Below are 17,453 nucleotides of genomic sequence, written 5' to 3' on the forward strand. Positions count from 1 at the left end.
GTCAGCCGGCCACGGCCGCGTGCACCAGCCGCCGCAGCTCGGGAAAGACCTTCAGCTTCTTCGGGCGCACCTGGGTCATGAACTGCACGGTCAGATCGTGGGCCGGGTCGACCCAGAACGCGGTGGTGGCCACGCCGGTCCAGCCGTAGGTGCCGAGGTGGGACGGGGCCAGGGTGCGCGTGGGGTCGGTGACCACGGAGACGTTGCAGCCGAAGCCGAGGCCGTCCATGCTCGGCTCCTGGTGGACCGGGGCGCCGAAGGCGCGGATGGTGGCCCCGCCGGGCAGCTGGTTGCGGGTCATCAGGGCGAGCGTCTCCGGCGCGAGGAGCCGTACGCCGTCCAGTTCGCCGCCCCGGCGCAGCAGCTCCATGAACCGGTGGAAGTCATGGGCCGAGGAGACCAGGCCGCCGCTGCCGGACAGGAACCGCGGCCGGCCGTGCACCGGCAGCCCGGGGATCCGCTCGATCCCGCCCTCGTCCGTCTCGCCGTACAACTCGGCCAGCCGGCCCGCCTGTCCGGGCGTGATCTGGAAGCCGGTGTCGGTCATGCCGAGCGGGCCGAGGATCCGGTCGGCGAAGAACGTGTCCAGGGGCTGCCCCGAGACCACCTCGATCACCCGGCCGAGCACGTTGGAGGCGACCGAGTAGTTCCACTGGGTGCCGGGGTCGAACTGCAGCGGCATCCGCGCGTACAGCTCGACGGTCTCGGCGAGTGCGGCGCCCGGCGGCACCGAGTACTCCAGGCCCGCCTCGCGGTACAGGGCGTCCACGGGGTGGCGGTGGTAGAAGCCGAAGGTCAGGCCCGCCGTGTGGGTGAGCAGATGCCGGATCAGGATCGGGCCGGCGGCCGGACGGGTGCGCACCTCGGCGCCCGAACCGCCCTCGTACACCCGGGGTTCGGCGAACGCGGGCAGATGGCGGTCCAGCGGGTCGTCCAGGGACAGCCGGCCCTCCTCCGCCAGCAGCAGCACCGCCACCGCGGTGACCGGCTTGGTCATCGAGTAGATCCGCCACAGCGTGTCCGGCTCGACCGGCAGCCCGGCGGCGACGTCCCGCAGACCGTAGGCGGTCAGATGGGCGACCCGCCCGCCACGGGCCACCGCCACCAGATAGCCGGGCAGGCGCCCCTCGTCGACGTGCCGGGCGAAGTGCCGGTCCAGGCGCTTCAGTGCCGCGTCGTCCAGTCCGGCTTCCGCCGCGTCGACGTCCTGTCGCAGTTGTGCCATCGCTCTCCTCCGGTCGCGTCGCCGGCCCGTGTCCGTCCCTCATCGTCGCGCAGGAGCGTCGGCCGGGGCCGGTTCGTCGGGGGTGGGTGTGATCGACGTGACGCGGGCCGGGGCGGGCAGCGCGCGGGTTGCGGGGAGGGCGAGCGCGGCCACGGCCGCCAGAGTGAGCAGCGCGGGCCCGGTGCCCGTGCCGAGCAGCGCGGTCGCCGCGGCCACGCCCACGGTGGGGCCGACGTTCAGCGCGGTCTGCTGCAGGCCGCCCGCGACCCCGGCCGTCGTCACCTCCGCCCGTCGCACGATCACCTGGGTGGCCGCCACCATCACCGTGCCGAATCCGGCGCCCAGCAGCGCGAACCCGCACCCGAGTCCGGTGACGGACGTGGTCCGGGACAGCAGGAGGACGCCGAGCGCGAGCGCCGCCGTCGCCCCCGCCGTCGTGGCGCGCGCACCGCACCGGCGCAGCAGTGCCGGGCACAGGGCCGCCGAGAGCACCATCAGCACCGCGAGCGGCAGGCTGCGCAGGGCGCTGTCGAACGGGTCGAGACCGAGGCGGCGCTGCAGGACGTACGTGGCGACGAACAGGGTGCCGAACAGCGACGCGGAGACGGCGACCAGGATGCCGAGCGCCGCCCCGATCGCGCGGGAGCCGATCACCTCCGGCGGTAGCAGCGGGCCCGGTGTCCGCCGCTCGTGCCGGACGAGGACGGCCGCCGCCACCGCGGACACGGCGAGAGCCGGGGCGGAGACGGGCCGGGCGGTGAGCGCGTACACCAGGAAGGCCAGTGACACCGCGAGCAGGACGGCCCCGGGCAGGTCCAGCGGGGTCCGGGCGGGTGCCGGGCGGCGGTCCGGCCGCAGCAGGGCCGGCAGGCCGAAGGCGAGAGCGGGCAGCACATTGACGAGGAACACCGCCCGCCAGCCCAGGCCGGTCACCAGCGCCCCGCCCACCAGCGGCCCCGCTGCCGCCGCCAGTCCGATCGCGCCGGTCCGCACGGCCAGCGGCGACGCGAGCCGGTCCGGCGGGTAGGCGGCCCGCAGCATGCCCAGCGTGGCCGGCTGCAACAGCGCCCCGAACACCCCCTGCACGGCCCTCAGCCCGATCACCCAGCCCACGGTGGGCGCGACGGCGATACCCGCCGAGGCGGCGCCGAACCCCAGCATGCCGAGCCCGAACAGCCGCCGCTGCCCGTACCGGTCGCCGAGCCGCCCCGCGAACACCAGCAGGCTCGCCACCGCGACGAGATACGCGGTGCTGGTCCACTGCACCTCGGCGAATGACGCGTGCATCTCCCGTTGCAGGCTGGGCTGGGCGACCGTGAGGACCGTACCGTCCAGGGCGACGACCACCGCGCCCGCGACGCTGCTCGCCAGCGTCCAGGGCCGGTTCACCGGCCGCCCTCGGGACCCAGGTGCGCGGCCAGGACGGCGTCGAGCAGGGGCCCGAGGTCCTCCTCGCCGGTGGCGAGCTGCAGGCTCCGCCAGCGCCACAGCTGGGCCATGCCGTGCAGGTTCGCCCACAGGGCGCCCGCCGTCCGCCGGGCGTCGGCAGCGGGGTCCGCCTCGCCGATCAGGTCCGTGAGCAGGGAGAACAGCGGAAGGCTCGTCTCCCGCAGCCCCAGCCGCCCGCTCTCCAGCAGATCGTGACGGAACATCAGCTCGTACATCCCGGGCCGGTCCAGCGCGAACCCCAGATACGTCCGGGCCAGCGCGGCCACGCGGGCGCGGGGTCCGCCCGCCTGCCGCTCCAGCGCGACGTGCGCCCGCTCGGCCAGGTCGGCGAAGCCGCGGCGGGCGATGGCGGACAGCAGTTCCAGACGGGTGGGGAAGTAGCGGCGCGGCGCCCCGTGCGAGACGCCCGCGCGCCGGGCGATCTCCCGCAGCGTCAGCGCCTGCGGGCCCTCGGCGGCCAGCAGCTCCACGCCGGTGTCGACGAGACGGTCCCGCAGGCTGATGTCGGACTCGGTCATAGACACTGTCTACCAGGTGAGAGTAGACAGTGTCTACCGATCGGCGTCCGCCAGGGAATGCACAGGGCGCGGCTGTGAGTTGACCCGGATATGACTCAGGACCCCACCCAGGACGCGCTGCTCGGCCTGCTCGCCGCGGGCCACGCCGGCGTCCTCGTCACCCTCCGCCGCGACGGCCGCCCCCAGCTGTCCAACGTCAGCCACGCCTACGACCCGGACGAGCGGATCATCCGGATCTCGGTCACCGACGACCGCGCCAAGACCCGCAACCTCCGCCGTGACCCGCGTGCCTCGTACCACGTCACCAGCGACGACCGCTGGGCGTACACCGTCGCCGAGGGCACCGCGGAGCTGACCCCGGTCGCCGCCGACCCGCACGACGAGACCGTCGAGGAACTGGTCCGGCTCTACCGGGACATCGGCGGCGAGCACCCGGACTGGGACGACTACCGCGCCGCCATGGTCCGCGACCGCCGCCTGGTGGTGCGGCTGCGCGTCGACCGGGCGTACGGCGTTCCCGGGAGCTGATCCGCCCGTCTACGACGCCTCGGCGGTCCGCGTCTCGATCGCCCGCAGCACGGCGACCATGTCCTCGCCGCCGTACCCCTGCGCCACCGTCTCCTCGAACAGGGTGTGGCAGACGTCGAGGAGCGGTGAGGCCAGACCGGCCTTGCGGGCCGCCTCGGCGATCAGCCGGTTGTTCTTCAGCACGTCCAGCGCCGCCGCCTGCACCGCGAAGTCCCGCTCGCGCAGCTTCGGCGCCTTCATCCGGGAGACCCCGCTCGCCATCGGGCCCGCGTCCAGGACGTCCAGGAACAGCCGGCGGTCCAGGCCCTGCCGTTCGGCGAAGTGGAACGCCTCGGCCAGCCCGGTCACCAGGGTGATCAGGAAGAGGTTCACCGACAGCTTCATCAGGAGCGCCCCGGGTGCCGGCCCGCACGCGAACGTCTCCCGGCACATCGGCGCGAGCAGCGGCCGTACGGCGGCCACGGCGGCCTCCTCGCCGGCGAGCATGGCGATCAGCCGGCCCTGCTCCGCCGGCACCCGGGACCCGGAGACGGGCGCCTCGACGTACCGGCCGCCGGCGGCCCGGACGTCGGTCTCCAGTGCGTGGGAGTACTCCGGCGAGGTCGTGCCCATGTGCACGACCGTGCGGCCCGCGACCCGTGCGGGCAGCTCGGGCGTGCCCCGGCCGAGGACCGCGTCCACCGCGGCCTCGTCGGCGAGCATCAGCAGCACCACCTCCGCCCGCGCGAACACCTCGCCGGCGTCCGCAGCGACCTCGGCGCCGGCCGCGCGCAGCGGCCGCGCGCGGTCCGCGGTCCGGTTCCAGACCACCAGGGGGGTGCCGGCGGCCGCCAGCCGCAGGGCCATGGGCCGGCCCATCACTCCGAGACCGATGAATCCGACCTGCATGGGGCCGCCCTCCGCTGCCGCGGGCCGACTATGACAGTGGTCATAGTAGCCGCCGTTATGACACCGGTCATAGAGTGGCGGGCGACGAACGGAGGTCGACGATGACGCAGGCGCGGCACGGACCGCGGGAGCGGATGGTCTTCAGCGCGGCCCAGCTGATCCGGCGGGGCGGGGTCACCGCGACCGGCATGCGCGAGGTGGCCGTGCACGCGCGGGCTCCGCGCGGCTCCCTCCAGCACTACTTCCCGGGCGGCAAGGAGCAGCTGGTCAACGAGGCGGTCGCGTGGGCCGGCCGGTACGCCGGCAAGCGCGTCGCCCGCTTCCTCGCGGGACTCGAAGAGCCGACGCCGAGCGGCCTGTTCGCGGCGATGGCCGCGCAGTGGACCGACGAGTACGCGGCGGACGGCTTCGCGGCGGGGTGCCCGGTCGCCGCCGCCACGGTCGACAGGGCCTCCTCGGACGACTCGACCCGCGAGGCGGCGGCAGCCGCGTTCGCCGCCTGGCGGGGGCCGGTCGCCGAGGCGCTGACGGACATGGGGGTGCCCGCCGCGCGCGCCGGCTCCCTGGCCACCCTCATGATCAGCACCCTGGAGGGCGCGATCCTGCTGGCCCGCGCCGAGCGGGACGTACGGCCCCTCACCACGGCCGTGCGGGAACTCGGCCCGCTGCTCGACGCCGCCGCACACCCCTGACCGGGGGCGGCATCAGCCCGTGCGCGCCGGGCCGGCCGCGACCGTGGCCCCGGCCGACTCCTCCTCGACCCAGGACTCCAGCCGGCCCACGAAGTCGGCCGCCCGGTGCCGCCAGTTCAGCTCCGACAGGGCGGCCTCCCGGCCCAGCCGCGCGGTGCGCAGCCGCAGTCCACAGTCGCCGGCGAGCCGGCGGACCGCGTCCGCGGCGGCCCGCGGATCCCCGTACGGTACGACGAGACCGCACCCGTGCCGCTCGACCAGCTCCGCGGCCAGCGGGGTGGGCGTGGTGACCACCGGCACGCCGTGGGCCATGTACTCGACGACCTTGGTGGGCCGGGAGTGCCGGTAGTTGGGCTGGTCGTGGAGGAGGGACAGGCCGGCCAGCGCGCCGGCGAGCCGGGCGAGCGCGCGGTCGTTGGGCAGGAAGCCGTGCCAGCGCAGCACCCCGTCCCGGTCGGCCGCCGCGAGCGCGTCCCGTACGTCGGGGTCCGCGGCGCCGATCGCCTCGACCCGGACGGCGGGCGCCAGCAGCCGCGCCGTGGCGATCAGGTCGAGCGCGCCGCGCGCCCGGGACAGCTGGCCCAGGTAGACGACCCGGTCGGTGCCGGGCGGCGGGGGCGGATCGGCCGGCGGGGTCGCGAGGTTGGGCACGACGGGGTGGCTGCGGCGGAAGCGGTCCTGGTAGGCGTCCTCGGCGAGCAGCAGCCGCAGCCGGCGCTCCGCCAGCCGCTCCGCCGCCCGCACCGCCGTCCGCAGCGGCGGGCGCAGCAGCCGCGGCACCCAGGCCTTCATGGCCAGCGCCGCCGCCGTGTCCTCGTGCACGTCCCACACGGTCACCGGGACCGGGCCCGCCCGGCGCAGCCGGCGCAGCGTGCCGGGGAGGGCCAGCAGCAGCTCCGGGTCGTGCAGCAGGACCACGTCCGCCGCCGGGCCGTGCTCGGTGAGCAGCGCCCGGGCCGCGCGCAGCGCCGCGCGCCGGTCCCGGCCGGCCGCGTGGGGCAGGTCGACGCCCTCGACGTACGGCCGGGGGGCGGTGTTCCGGGCGGCGAACGGGGCCGCGTACACCACCTGGTGGCCGCGCTCCAGCAGCGCGCCGATCTCCCGGTGGAGTATGCGGGCGTCTTCGGGGTGATGGACGACGGTGACGACGAGTATCCGCATGGCAGCGCCTTTCAACTCCGCGCGGAGGCAACGGCTGATGCCGGGGCGAGGGGGGCTACAGGACTTCGACGCCGGGCTTGAAGATCCGTCCGCGGGTGTCGAACAGCAGCCGTGCGGTGTCCGCGAGGGCCGGCAGGTCGTAGGCGGAGTGGTCCTGGAGCAGGATCGTCAGGTCGTACGCGCGCAGCGCGGCCGGGAGGTCGCCGACGCGGGGGACGGTCACCCCGTCGACCGACCAGAGCGGCACGTGCGGATCGTGGAAGGCGATGTCGGCCTCGCGCTCCCGCAGCAGCCGGGCCACCGGCCGCGCCGGGGTCTCGCGCAGGTCGGCGACGTCCGCCTTGTAGGTGACGCCGAGCAGCAGCACCCGGGAGCCGCGCAGCGGGCGGCCGGCGGTGTTCAGCAGGTCCTGGGCGCGGCGCACCACGTACTCCGGCATCCGCCGGTTGATCTCCTGGGCCAGCTCGACGAACCGGAACTCGTAGCCCAGCGACGAACGTACTTTGTACGAGAGGTAGTTGGGGTCGATGGGTATGCAGTGGCCGCCGACGCCGGGGCTCGGGCGGAAGGCCTGGAAGCCGAAGGGCTTCGTGCCCGCGCAGCGGATCGCGTCCCACACGTCCACGTGCAACTCGCGGCTGATGATCGCCAGTTCGTTGACCAGGGCGATGTTCACGTGCCGGTAGGTGTTCTCCAGCAGCTTGGCCATCTCGGCCTCGCGGGTGCCCTTCGCCTGCACGACCATGTTCACGAACTTGCCGTAGAAGGCCACCGCGCGCACCGCGCAGGACGGGGTGCAGCCGCCGACCACCTTCGGGGTCTCGCGCAGCCCGTGCTGGGTGTTGCCCGGATCGATGCGCTCGGGGGAGAAGGCGAGGGCGACGTCCTCGCCGACGCGCAGCCCGGACTCCTCCAGCAGCGGCCGTACGACCTCCTCGGTGGTGCCCGGGTACGTGGTGGACTCCAGCACCACGAGCTGCCCGCGCCGCAGCCGGCCGGCCACCGCGCGGGTGGCCGAGACGACCGCGCCCAGATCGGGTCCGCCGTCCTCGCTCAGCGGGGTCGGCACGCAGATCACCACGGTCTGCGCGCGCGCCAGACAGGCGTCGTCGGTGAACGCGGTGAAACCGGCCTCCCGCATCCGCCGTACGTCCGCGTCGGACACGTCGTCGACGTGCGAGCGGCCGGAGTTGAGCCCTTCGACGACACGCGGGTCGCGGTCCAGGCCCACGACGCGCAGGCCGACCGAGGCCGCTTCCCGGGCCAGTGGCAGCCCGACGTAACCGAGCCCGATCACGGCGAGTTCGACGTCGCCGGAGGGTCTCTGCCCTTCTTCGTCCCCGAGCGGTTCGACCTTGTCCCCGAGCGGATGGGTCCTCTTGGCCTGCATAGGGATTCACCCGGCCTTCACGGCTGGACTGGTGGGGGGTGCGCGGGGCTCAGACGCATCCGAGAGAGCGATACGCCTCACGGGTCGTCGCGGCGACCCGGTCCCAGGTGCGTTCCCGCGCGACCATCGCGCGAGCGGCGGCTCCCCATTCGAGTCGCCGCTTATGACTGTAAAGCACCATTTCGAGTTCATCAGCCCAGGAAAGGGGGGAATCAGGCGGAATTAGCCGTCCGTTCACCTCCGGTTCGACCAGCTCTCTCAGGGCGGTGAGATCGCTCGCGGTGACGGGGAGGCCGCTCGCCATCGCTTCGACCGGTTTGAGGGGGGTCACCAGGCGGCAGACCCGCTCGTCGGTGCGCGGCACCGCGAACACGTCCAACACGGCGTAGAAATCACGCACTTGGGCGTGCGGGACGCGGCCGGTGAACAGGGCGGCGCCGTCGTCCAGACCCAGCCGGGCGGCCAGCCGCTGCAGCGCCGCGCGCTCCGGACCGTCACCCACGATCAGCAGCCGCAGCGGAACCCCGCGCCGCCGCAGCTCTACACCCGCATGGAGCAATGTGCCGATCCCCTCGTGCGGGGTGAGGCTGCCGACCGTGCCCACCACGTACTCGTCCGGGGCGATACCGAGCCGGGCCCGCACCGGCGCCCCGTCCGGCGGCGGCGCCAGGAACCTCTCGTCCACGGCGTTCGGCGCGATCAGCACCCGCTCCTCGGGCACCCCGCGCGCCACGATCTCGGCCTTCATCGCGGCACCCAGCGTCAGCACCAGGTCGGCCTCCCGCATGCAGTACGTCTCCAGCTCGCGCCGCATCCGGTACACGGCGTCCCGCCGGCCGCGGCCCGGCGCCTGGGTCAGCCAGGTCTCCTCCAGGAAGCCCCGCACCTCGTAGACGACCGGCAGCCCGTACGCCTCCCGCAGGGCGAGGGCCACCCGGCCGTTGCCGTGGTCGGTGGCCGCGTGCAGCACGGCGGGCCGCAGCCGCTCCACCAGCCGCCCCGCCAGCTCGGCGTTGCGGTCCAGCAGCGGACCCTGCCCGTACGGCAGCCAGGCGGGCAGCAGCCGGTGCTGCGGCACACCGCCGACGGTCTGCCCCGGAGCGGCGTCCAGCACCCCCCGCGCCACCGGGAACCCGATCCGGGTCACCACATGCGGATCGAGACCGGCGGCCCGCTGGGCCTCGGCCAGCTTCTGCGTGCGCACGGTGTACCCGGCGTGGGCGAACGGCAGCGAGTTGGTCACCAGATGCAGCACCCGGCCGGGCACCGGCCGCACCGGCCGCCCGGCCGGGGCACTCACCCGAACGGCGGACGGCGCCGCGCCCGGCCCCGCCGCGCGGGCCCGGGCGGACAGCCACCGCTCCACCGGCCGCACCCGGCGCCGCACACGCGCGGGCAGCAGCCGTACGCCGAGCAGCGCGGCCCGGGCGGGATCGTGCCGCAACTCGCCCCAGGCCACGGATGCGGCCAGACTGACAGCGCGGGGGATACGACGGGACATGCCGCCACGGTAGGCCGACGGACCGCCGCGCGCCTCGGCCACGGCCGGGCCCCGGTGCCGGTCCGGCACGGACATCCCTCCCGTCCCTGTGTGTTCGACCGCCGACGGAAGGCGAGGACATGAACGGCCGAGTACTCCATGTGGTCGGCACCCGGCCCAACTTCGTGAAGGCGGCACCGGTCGTCGCCGCGCTCGGGACGGCCGGCTGCGACCAGGCCCTGGTCCACACCGGCCAGCACTACGACGCCCGGATGTCGGACGTGTTCTTCCGCCAGCTGGGACTGCCCCGGCCGGACACCGACCTCGGCGTCGGCTCCGGCAGCCACGCCCGGCAGACCGCCGACCTGCTGGTGGCGCTCGAGGGCGAACTGACCGCCCGCGCCCCGGCCCTCGTCATGGTCTACGGCGACGTCAACTCCACGCTGGCCGCCGCCCTGGCCGCCGCCAAGCTGGGCGTCCCGGTCGCCCACGTCGAGGCCGGCCTGCGCAGCTTCGACATGGCGATGCCGGAGGAGGTCAACCGGCGCCTGGTCGACCAGCTGGCCGCCCTGCTGTTCGTCACCAGCCCGGAAGCCGTCGGCCACCTCGCCCGCGAGGGCGCCGACCCGGCCCGGGTGCACTTCGTGGGCAACCCGATGATCGACACCCTCCGCACCCACCTGGACCTCTTCGACCCGGCCGCCGCCCGCACCGCGTACGGCCTGCCCGGCCGCTACGGCGTCGTCACCCTGCACCGCCCCGCCAACGTCGACGACCCCGAGGCCGCCCGCGCCGCCGCCCGCGCGCTCACCGAGGCCGCCCGCCACCTGGACCTCGCCGTCCCGCTGCACCCGCGCGGCCGGGACGCGCTGCGCCGGGCGGGCCTGGACGGCGCGCCCGGCGTGCACCTCCTCGAACCGCTCGGCTACGTCGAGTTCATGAGCCTGGTGCGGGGCGCCGCCGCCGTGATCACCGACTCCGGCGGAGTGCAGGAGGAGACCACCGTCCTCGGCGTGCCCTGTCTGACGCTGCGCACCACCACCGAACGCCCGGTCACCGTCACCCACGGCACCAACCGGCTCGTCACCCACCGGGAACTGGTCCCCGCGCTGCGCAAGGCGCTCGACGGCGGGCCGGCCGCGCCCACCGAAGGGCCACCGCTGTGGGACGGCGAGGCGGGCCCCCGGATCGCCCGTGTGGTCACCCAGTGGCTGGAGCACCATGACTGACGCGATCCGCGGCGAACACCGCACCTTTGACGGCGACCACGACGGTCCGCCCGACTACTGGGACACCCGCCACCGCGAGCGGGACGAGCTGGCCTCCGGCGGCCACATCGGCCTCGACCGGCCCGGCAACGAACTCTTCTACGCACTCCGGCTCGGCACCCTGCTCGCCCTCGTCGGCGACCTCAGCGGCCCGGTGGCCCCGCTGTACGTGCTCGACGCGGGCTGCGGCAAGGGCTACTTCGCGCGCGCCCTGGCCCGCTGCGGCCACCGCGTGGACGCCTTCGACGCCAGCGAGGAGGCGCTCGACCGGGCCCGCGCCGCCGGCGGCGGCCCGCGCTACACCCGGGCCCGGCTCGACGCATGGCGCAGCCCCTGGCCGTACGACATCGTGCTCAGCGTCGACGTGCTCTTCCACCTCCTCGACGACGCGGAGTGGTCGGCGGCGCTGCGTAACCTGGCCTCCCTGGTCCGCCTCACCGGCCGGCTGATCGTCACCGACGAGGACACCGCCGTACCCCGGGCCCGCGGCGACTACATCCTGCACCGGCCCGCGGCCGCCTACCGCGCCGTACTCGAACCCCTCGGCCTGCGGCACACCGAGTTCCGGCCGTACGGCTTCCGGGAGATCGAGGTCGGCTTCCACGTCTTCACGAGGATCCGCTGATGCGTCTGACCGATCTGCTCCACCCGCACCTGGACGGCGTCACCACGGTCGTCGACGCGGCCGGCCACGGCCTGCGCCTCGCCCCCTACCTCCACCTCCCCGACGGAGTCGCCCTGCGCGAGGACGACGGGCGACGGGCCGTGGAGGCGGGGGAGCTGGTGCTCCTCTCGTACGGGCCGGACCCCGCCCTGCACGGCACCGAGGACGACTGTCTCGCGGTGCTGGAACGCGTCCGGCCCGGCGCCCGCGGCCTGCTCCTGTTCGGCCACCCCGGACCCGAACCGCCCTACCACCGGCTCCTGGACGGCCTGGTGGCCCAGCGCTGCCAGGTGCTGCGCGCCACCCCGCTCGGCTACGCGCACCTGCACGCGGGCGCGGTCTTCGCCCGCCTCGGCGCGGACGAACTCCTGCCGCCGCACGACTGGTTCGGGCGCCCGGTGCCGGCGGACGGTTTCGCCACCACCCTGCGCATCGCCGACGAGTACGTCTTCACCGACCTCGTCTCCCGCACGCTGCGCGCCCGCCACCTCGACCTGGAGCGCCGCGCCGAGGAGGCCGAACGCGCCCGGGACGCCGTCCGCGAGGACGGGCTCGCCGACCGGCTGGCCGCCGCCGTACGGGAGAAGGAGCAGCTGGCCGCCGCCCTGCGCGGGGCCCGCGACCGGGTCGAGGTGCTGCAGGCCCGCGTGGCCATGCTGGAGGGCTCGACCTCGCTGCGGGTCGGCAAGGCGCTGGTGTCCGCGGCCCGGTCACCGCGGCGCGAGGTGGCGGGGCTGCCACGGGAGCTGTACGGGCTGTGGCGGGGGCGTGCCGCGAGGAAGCCCGCGCCGGCGTCCCGGGCGGCGGGGGCCGGAGCCACGGCCGTGGCCGCCGACGACGGCCTCCACCTCGTGCACCGCGCCTTCTCCACAGCCCCCCGCGACCGGCTCGTGCTCGCCGGTGTGCTCACCGACCGCACCGCCGAGGACTTCGCGGCGGACGCCGTCGTGAACCGGCCGCTCCCGCACGACGGCGCGCTGCTCGTGCGGCGCACCGATCCCGACGCGGTCGTGGTGCAGCTGAGCGCCTGCACCGGGGACGGCCCCTGGGCCCTCGCCGGCACCGGCCTGGCCCCCGACCTGGACCGGAGACTGGCCGGACTCCTCACCGAGGCCCGCGCGCTGGGCCGGTCGGCCGTCCTGTGGCGCGACGCCCCCGCGTCCGCCGCGCCCGGCCTCGCCCACCTCGCCTGGGACGCCGTCCTCGACGCCGACACCGGCGTACGGCTGAACCGGCTCGACCCCGCCGAGGACGGCAGGGAGAGGCTGCGGGAGGCGTTCCAGTGGGACAGCACCCGGGTGCGGCTGGCCGAACTCGCCCGGCTGGTCGGCGCCCCCGACCCGCTGGACGGACGCCGGGTCGCCGTGCTGGCCGCGCCCCGCGACCGGCACGACGTGGCACGGCTGGTCGCCCAGGTGCTGGGCCAGCAGCATCGCCCCGCCGAGGTGGTCGTGCCCGACGCGGCGGGCCTCGACGAACTCGACGCCGCGGGTGTCGCCGTCCGCACCGGGCCGCCCACCGCGGCCTGGGTCGCCGACTGGACCGACCTCGCCGAGGACCGCCCGGACACCCTGCTGCTGGACCTGATGTGCGCCCAGGAGTACTCGGGCGCCGACGCGCTGGGCCACGCACCGGCCGGCGCCGACTACACGTTCGTACCGGCGCTGCGGCAGCCGCTGCTGGTCCGCCGCTCCCTGCACCTCGCGGGCGCCCCGCCCGAGAGCTGGTGCGGCCGGGGGTACCGCCTGTTCGCCGTACGCGGGAAGGAGCCGTCATGAGTCGCGTGGTACGGGCACTGGTCTACGGCGACGTGGACCTCAACCTCATCGACGGATCCGCCGTCTGGGCCCAGTCGACCGTGCAGGCCCTGTCGCTCGCCGGGTGCGAGACCCGGCTGGTGCTCAAGGCCCCGGTGCTCACCGGGCGGCTGACCGATCCGCTGGCCGGGCTGCCCGGGGTGAGACTCGTGCGGCCCGCCGAGGAACGGCTGGTCCCCGGACAGGGCGGCCGGCCCCTGTCCCCGCTGCAGGCCTCGCGGCTGCTCACCCGGCTCGACCAGGAGGAACCCTGCGACCTGCTCGTGCTGCGCGGGCGCAGGCTCGTCGGCCGGGTCGTCGCCGACGGCCACTTCGACGGGCGGATCTGGGCCTACCTCACCGACATCCCGCAGTCCGCCGCCGCGATGACCGAGCAGGCCCGCGCGGAACTCTCCCGCATCGCCGCGGCCTCCCAGCAACTCCTCTGCCAGACCGAGGAGTTGCGCTGCTTCCTGGAGGCGTGGGTGCCCGAGGCGTGCGGCCGGAGCGTCCTCAGCCCGCCCGCCGTGCCGGAGCCCGGCTTCCCGGTACCGGACCACGACCGGCCGCACGACCCCCTGCGGCTCGTCTACACCGGCAAGTTCGCGCCGCTGTGGAACACCCTCCCCATGACCCGGCTGCCGGCCCTGCTGGCCGAGCGTGGCGTCCGCGCCCAACTCCACACCGTCGGCGACAAGATCCACGACGACCCCGCCCACCCCGGATTCCAGGACGCCATGTTCCGGGCCCTGCACGGCGGTACCTTCGGCGTCCACCACCACGGCGGACAGCCCCGCGAGGAGGCCATGCGCCTCGCCGCCGACTGCGACGTCGGCCTCGGCTGGCGCGACCCCCAGCTCGACGCGAGCCTCGAACTGTCCACGAAGGTCCTGGAGTTCGGCGCCCTCGGCCTGCCCGTCGTACTCAACCGCACCCCCGCGCACGAGACGCTGCTCGGCGCCGACTATCCCCTCTACGTCCCCGGCCGGGCCGGACCCGAGGACGCCGCCGAGGCCGTGGCCCGCGCCGCCCGCGACCCCGAGGCCCGCAGGCTCGCGGCCGCCCGCTGCCGGGACGCAGCCTCCCGCTACACCCTCCAGGCCGCCGCCGCCCGCTGGCGCACCCATCTCGACCGGGCCTTCCCGCCCGCACCCGCCGGCGTCACCCACCGCACCCGCCCGCTCCGGGTCGGCGTCGCGGGTCACGACCTGAAGTTCCTCACCCGGCTCATCGACCACTTCCGCGCCCTGCCCGGGCTCGACGTCCGCATCGACGCCTGGCCCGCGCTGGCCCGGCACGACGCGGCCGCGAGCCGGGAACTCGCCGACTGGGCCGACGTGGTGGTCGTCGAGTGGTGCGGCCCGGCCGCCGTCTGGTACAGCCGCCACAAGCGGCGCGGCAGCCGGCTGGTGATCCGGCTGCACCGGTTCGAACTGGACGCCGAGTGGCCGCGCCAGGTCGACATCGGCGCCGTCGACCGGGTGATCTGCGTCAGCCCGTACTACGCCCGCCGCACCCTGGAGCACACCGGCTGGCCGGAGCACAAGGTCGTGGTCGTCCCGAACTGGGTGGACGCCGACCAGCTCGACCGGCCCAAGGCGCCGGGCGCCCGGTACCGCCTCGGCATGATCGGTGTCGCGCCCAGCCGCAAACGCCTGGACCTCGGCCTGGACGTACTGGAGACGCTGCGCGCCCGGGACCGGCGCTGGCACCTGTCGGTCAAGTCCAAGCCGGCGTGGGAGTACTGGTGGATCTGGAACAAACCGGAGGAACGCGGACATTACGAGGCGATCCTGCGCCGCGTCCAGACCTCGCCGCTGCTCGAAGGGGCGGTCGTCTTCGACGACTACGGCGCGGACGTGGCGAGCTGGCTGCGCCGCATCGGACACGTCCTGTCCACCAGCGACGACGAGAGCTTCCACCTCGCCCCGGCCGAGGGCATGGCCTCCGGCGCGGTACCGGCACTGCTGCCGTGGCCCGGCGCGGACGAGATCTACGACCGGCGCTGGATCCACCCCGGCCCCCAGGAGATGGCCGAGGCGATCGCGGGGCTCGGCGAGAGCCAGGACACCTGGCGGTCCGCCGCCGACGTGGCGCGCGCCCAGGTACGGGAGTCCTACGCGCTGGACCGCGTCGCGGAGTCCTGGACGGACCTGCTGGTACACGGCTGACACGCGCGCGCCCAGCCGTCAGCCGGCCGTGCGCTCCGCCGTCAGGTAGGCGATCACCATGTCCCCGAGCATGGCCCGGTGGCGCTCGCGCTGCGCCGGGTCCCCCAGGTCCCGGCCGGACAGGGCGCCGAACGTGTGCCGGCCCGCGACCCGGAAGAAGCAGAACGAGCTGATCACCGCGTGCAGGTCGACCGCGTCCACGTCGGCCGTGAACAGCCCCGACTCCTGCCCGGCGGCGAGGACGCGGCGGATCGCGTCCAGCGCCGGGGAGCCGGTCCGGCCGAGCCTCTCGAAGGCCGCGACGTGCTCGATGCCGACCAGGCGGATGAAGTCCGGGTGCCGCTCGTGGTGGTCGAAGGTCAGCTCGGCGAGGCGCCGGATCGCCGCCACCGGGTCCAGGTGCTCGACGTCCAGCCGCTGCTCGGCGTCCCGGATCACGCCGTACGCCCGCTCCAGCACGGCCGTGAACAGCTGCTCCTTGCCGCCGAAGTAGTAGTAGATCATCCGCTTGGTGGTGCGGGTGCGGGCCGCGATCTCGTCGACGCGGGCGCCGTCGTAGCCGGCCCGGGCGAACTCCTGCGTGGCCACGTCGAGGATCTCGGCCTTGGTACGGGCGGCGTCGCGCACCCGCCCGCCGGGTGGTACCGGTTCTTCGACGCTGCTCATCGGCTTCCTTCGGGCCTGAGGCGCCCGGACGGCGCTCGTTCGCGTGCCGGTGATTGTAGAAGCAGGCTTCCGGCGCACGCCGCGCGCGGCTTCACTGGCGGCTGACCGTGCGGGTGACGCCGGCGATCACCGTCGTCGCCAGGATCCAGCCGGTGAGGACGAGGACGTAGGCGAGCACCTGGTACCCGCCGCGCGGCGCGAACGCCGAGTCCTGCCCGAAGGAGATCACCGGCAGCAGCAGGTCGAGCGTGTAGAACACCGGGTCGAACGGCGGGGCCTCGCCCGTCTTCAGAGGCTGCGGATGGTGCAGGGCGAAGGTGACGGAACCGAGCGCGAGCAGCGACAGCAGCCAGCCGGCGGCGCGCAGCGGGCGGAAGCCGTAGCCGACGGTGACGTCCTGGACCAGACCCCACAGCCGGCCGTACCAGGGCAGGGTACGGCGGTGCCGGCGCTGCTTGGCGAGTTGTACGAGCCGGGCCGCGTGGTCGTCGCCGACACGGCGGTAGGCGGCCGTCAACTGTTCGTAGGCGTGCGGGACATAGCCGTCGCGCTCCCGCTCCAGCATGGGCAGCCGGCGCTCGGCGGGCTCGTGCGGGGTGAGCGAGGTGTACGTCAGGTCGCCGAGCAGCACCTCGTCGGGCACCGACTCCGGCTCCAGCAGCAGGACGTCGAGCTGGGCCCGGCGCAGATTGAGCGCGCCCTCCATGGGCGGCGCCTTGCGCAGCCACAGCTCGCCGATGGTCGCGCTGCCGGCCCGCAGCACGGAGTGGCCCGGATGCGAGAAGAACGCGTACGACAGGTCGAGCCGCCCGCCGATCCGGGCGCCGCGCAGGCCCATCCAGCCGCGCACCTCGGCGTGCCGGAGCAGCATGTCGCCCTCGACGGCGAACGTCTCCGCGTCGAGCGCGGCGTGCCCGGGGTTGCCGAGCTGGGCGTCGTTGAGGTTGAACGACCCGGCGACGACCGCGCCGTTGAGCCGGATCTGCCCGTGCGTGCGCAGTCCCGGCGCCCACAGGTCGGCGCCGACGGAGGCCTGGTTGAGCTGGAGCACCGGCTCCTCGGCGTCCGGCGCGGCCACCTCCGCGCCCTCCAGATAGAGGCTGCCGCTGATCCGGGCCCCGCCCAGCCGCACGACACCGCGGCACCGCGCGCGGGTCAGCCGCACGACGCCGTCGACGTGCACGGCGTGCCCGACCAGCCCGGGCAGCACGGACTCGCTGAGGTTGAGTTCCCGCAGCCGGGCGGCGTAACAGCGCGGCGCCTCGTCGAAGTGGCAGTGCCGCAGCCGCACCGGATGGTCGATCGTCGCGTACTGCAGATCGAGCCGGCCGGTGATCCGGGCACCCGCCAGGCTCAGCGACGCTATCTCGCCGTCCTGCTGCGGCCCGTCGAGCAACAGCGCCCGCACCACCTGTGCCCGCACGGTGCGCTCGGGCCCCCAGCTCCCGCCCTCGGCGGGGTCCTCGTCGGCCCCCTCCCGGAAGTCCACGGCCTCACCCCGTGGGAACGCCCGCCACACCCGCCGCTCGGCCGCCGTCAAGTTGTCGATCTCCACCA

General features: G+C 75.0%; 14 protein-coding genes and 1 pseudogene. 6 read left to right on the top strand and 9 right to left on the bottom strand.

Annotation, left to right across the window (positions count from 1 at the left end):
• Position 1 precedes the first annotated feature (1 nt).
• The 3 genes from ABZ937_RS03425 to ABZ937_RS03435 are packed head-to-tail and all read right to left on the bottom strand — an operon-like array spanning position 2 to position 3,192.
• The gene (locus ABZ937_RS03425) at positions 2–1,225 is read right to left on the bottom strand and encodes a serine hydrolase domain-containing protein (protein WP_361685154.1); all 1,224 of its coding nucleotides are present in this window, start codon (positions 1,223–1,225) and stop codon (positions 2–4) included.
• A gap of 39 nt (positions 1,226–1,264) precedes the next feature.
• Positions 1,265–2,614 (bottom strand): MFS transporter, encoded by a 1,350-nt coding sequence (locus ABZ937_RS03430; RefSeq protein ID WP_361685156.1) that lies wholly within the window; start codon positions 2,612–2,614, stop codon positions 1,265–1,267.
• Positions 2,611–3,192, bottom strand: a complete 582-nt coding sequence (locus tag ABZ937_RS03435) for a TetR/AcrR family transcriptional regulator (protein ID WP_361685158.1) — start codon at positions 3,190–3,192, stop codon at positions 2,611–2,613. Before ABZ937_RS03435 ends, ABZ937_RS03430 begins: the two co-directional genes overlap by 4 nt.
• 90 nt (positions 3,193–3,282) lie before the next feature.
• Here ABZ937_RS03435 and ABZ937_RS03440 point away from each other — a divergent pair, with 90 nt between their 5' ends.
• The gene (locus ABZ937_RS03440; protein WP_361685160.1) at positions 3,283–3,720 is read left to right on the top strand and encodes a PPOX class F420-dependent oxidoreductase; all 438 of its coding nucleotides are present in this window, start codon (positions 3,283–3,285) and stop codon (positions 3,718–3,720) included.
• Positions 3,721–3,729: 9 nt separating this feature from the next.
• Here ABZ937_RS03440 and ABZ937_RS03445 read toward each other — a convergent pair.
• Positions 3,730–4,635, bottom strand: a pseudogene (locus ABZ937_RS03445) (NAD(P)-dependent oxidoreductase); the annotation flags it as partial.
• Between the two features lie 74 nt (positions 4,636–4,709).
• On the opposite strand from ABZ937_RS03445, the gene ABZ937_RS03450 reads away from it, so the two are divergent.
• A complete protein-coding gene (locus tag ABZ937_RS03450; protein ID WP_361685162.1) occupies positions 4,710–5,300 on the top strand; it encodes a TetR/AcrR family transcriptional regulator in 591 nt (196 codons plus the stop codon).
• 12 nt (positions 5,301–5,312) lie between these two features.
• Here the strand turns inward: ABZ937_RS03450 and ABZ937_RS03455 are convergent, their stop codons facing one another.
• The 3 genes from ABZ937_RS03455 to ABZ937_RS03465 are packed head-to-tail and all read right to left on the bottom strand — an operon-like array spanning position 5,313 to position 9,352.
• Entirely contained in the window at positions 5,313–6,461 is a 1,149-nt protein-coding gene (locus ABZ937_RS03455; RefSeq protein ID WP_361685164.1) for a glycosyltransferase, read from the bottom strand.
• Between the two features lie 55 nt (positions 6,462–6,516).
• Positions 6,517–7,851 (bottom strand): nucleotide sugar dehydrogenase, encoded by a 1,335-nt coding sequence (locus tag ABZ937_RS03460; RefSeq protein ID WP_361685166.1) that lies wholly within the window; start codon positions 7,849–7,851, stop codon positions 6,517–6,519.
• A gap of 49 nt (positions 7,852–7,900) precedes the next feature.
• Positions 7,901–9,352 (bottom strand): glycosyltransferase family 4 protein, encoded by a 1,452-nt coding sequence (locus ABZ937_RS03465; RefSeq protein ID WP_361685168.1) that lies wholly within the window; start codon positions 9,350–9,352, stop codon positions 7,901–7,903.
• 119 nt (positions 9,353–9,471) lie between these two features.
• On the opposite strand from ABZ937_RS03465, the gene wecB reads away from it, so the two are divergent.
• The 4 genes from wecB to ABZ937_RS03485 are packed head-to-tail and all read left to right on the top strand — an operon-like array spanning position 9,472 to position 15,230.
• On the top strand, positions 9,472–10,560 hold the full coding sequence (wecB, locus tag ABZ937_RS03470; protein ID WP_361685170.1) for a UDP-N-acetylglucosamine 2-epimerase (non-hydrolyzing): 1,089 nt from the start codon (positions 9,472–9,474) through the stop codon (positions 10,558–10,560).
• A complete protein-coding gene (locus ABZ937_RS03475) occupies positions 10,553–11,224 on the top strand; it encodes a class I SAM-dependent methyltransferase (protein ID WP_361685172.1) in 672 nt (223 codons plus the stop codon). Before wecB ends, ABZ937_RS03475 begins: the two co-directional genes overlap by 8 nt.
• Positions 11,224–13,041 carry a hypothetical protein gene (locus tag ABZ937_RS03480; protein ID WP_361685174.1) on the top strand — a complete coding sequence of 606 codons (1,818 nt, stop codon included), beginning with the start codon at positions 11,224–11,226 and terminating at the stop codon, positions 13,039–13,041. Before ABZ937_RS03475 ends, ABZ937_RS03480 begins: the two co-directional genes overlap by 1 nt.
• Positions 13,038–15,230 carry a glycosyltransferase gene (locus ABZ937_RS03485; RefSeq protein WP_361685176.1) on the top strand — a complete coding sequence of 731 codons (2,193 nt, stop codon included), beginning with the start codon at positions 13,038–13,040 and terminating at the stop codon, positions 15,228–15,230. The genes ABZ937_RS03480 and ABZ937_RS03485 overlap by 4 nt, the downstream gene beginning before the upstream one ends.
• A gap of 18 nt (positions 15,231–15,248) precedes the next feature.
• On the opposite strand, the gene ABZ937_RS03490 is transcribed toward ABZ937_RS03485, so the two are convergent.
• Together ABZ937_RS03490 and ABZ937_RS03495 are read right to left on the bottom strand one after the other, a co-directional pair.
• Positions 15,249–15,896, bottom strand: coding sequence for a TetR/AcrR family transcriptional regulator (locus tag ABZ937_RS03490; protein WP_361685178.1), 648 nt, complete (start codon positions 15,894–15,896; stop codon positions 15,249–15,251).
• A gap of 91 nt (positions 15,897–15,987) precedes the next feature.
• A complete protein-coding gene (locus tag ABZ937_RS03495; RefSeq protein ID WP_361685180.1) occupies positions 15,988–17,451 on the bottom strand; it encodes a membrane-associated oxidoreductase in 1,464 nt (487 codons plus the stop codon).
• Between the last annotated feature and the right edge of the window lie 2 nt (positions 17,452–17,453).

The sequence above is a fragment of the Streptomyces sp. NPDC046727 genome, assembly GCF_040645635.1.
Lineage (GTDB): Bacteria > Actinomycetota > Actinomycetes > Streptomycetales > Streptomycetaceae > Streptomyces.

Excerpts from the sequence above, each read along its gene's own strand:
- ABZ937_RS03425 (WP_361685154.1), bottom strand. The coding sequence starts at position 1,225 with ATGGCACAACTGCGACAGGACGTCGACGCGGCGGAAGCCGGACTGGAC.
- ABZ937_RS03435 (WP_361685158.1), bottom strand. The coding sequence starts at position 3,192 with ATGACCGAGTCCGACATCAGCCTGCGGGACCGTCTCGTCGACACCGGC.
- ABZ937_RS03440 (WP_361685160.1), top strand. The coding sequence starts at position 3,283 with ATGACTCAGGACCCCACCCAGGACGCGCTGCTCGGCCTGCTCGCCGCG.
- ABZ937_RS03450 (WP_361685162.1), top strand. The coding sequence starts at position 4,710 with ATGACGCAGGCGCGGCACGGACCGCGGGAGCGGATGGTCTTCAGCGCG.
- ABZ937_RS03455 (WP_361685164.1), bottom strand. The coding sequence starts at position 6,461 with ATGCGGATACTCGTCGTCACCGTCGTCCATCACCCCGAAGACGCCCGC.
- ABZ937_RS03460 (WP_361685166.1), bottom strand. The coding sequence starts at position 7,851 with ATGCAGGCCAAGAGGACCCATCCGCTCGGGGACAAGGTCGAACCGCTC.
- ABZ937_RS03465 (WP_361685168.1), bottom strand. The coding sequence starts at position 9,352 with ATGTCCCGTCGTATCCCCCGCGCTGTCAGTCTGGCCGCATCCGTGGCC.
- wecB (WP_361685170.1), top strand. The coding sequence starts at position 9,472 with ATGAACGGCCGAGTACTCCATGTGGTCGGCACCCGGCCCAACTTCGTG.
- ABZ937_RS03475 (WP_361685172.1), top strand. The coding sequence starts at position 10,553 with ATGACTGACGCGATCCGCGGCGAACACCGCACCTTTGACGGCGACCAC.
- ABZ937_RS03480 (WP_361685174.1), top strand. The coding sequence starts at position 11,224 with ATGCGTCTGACCGATCTGCTCCACCCGCACCTGGACGGCGTCACCACG.
- ABZ937_RS03485 (WP_361685176.1), top strand. The coding sequence starts at position 13,038 with ATGAGTCGCGTGGTACGGGCACTGGTCTACGGCGACGTGGACCTCAAC.
- ABZ937_RS03490 (WP_361685178.1), bottom strand. The coding sequence starts at position 15,896 with ATGAGCAGCGTCGAAGAACCGGTACCACCCGGCGGGCGGGTGCGCGAC.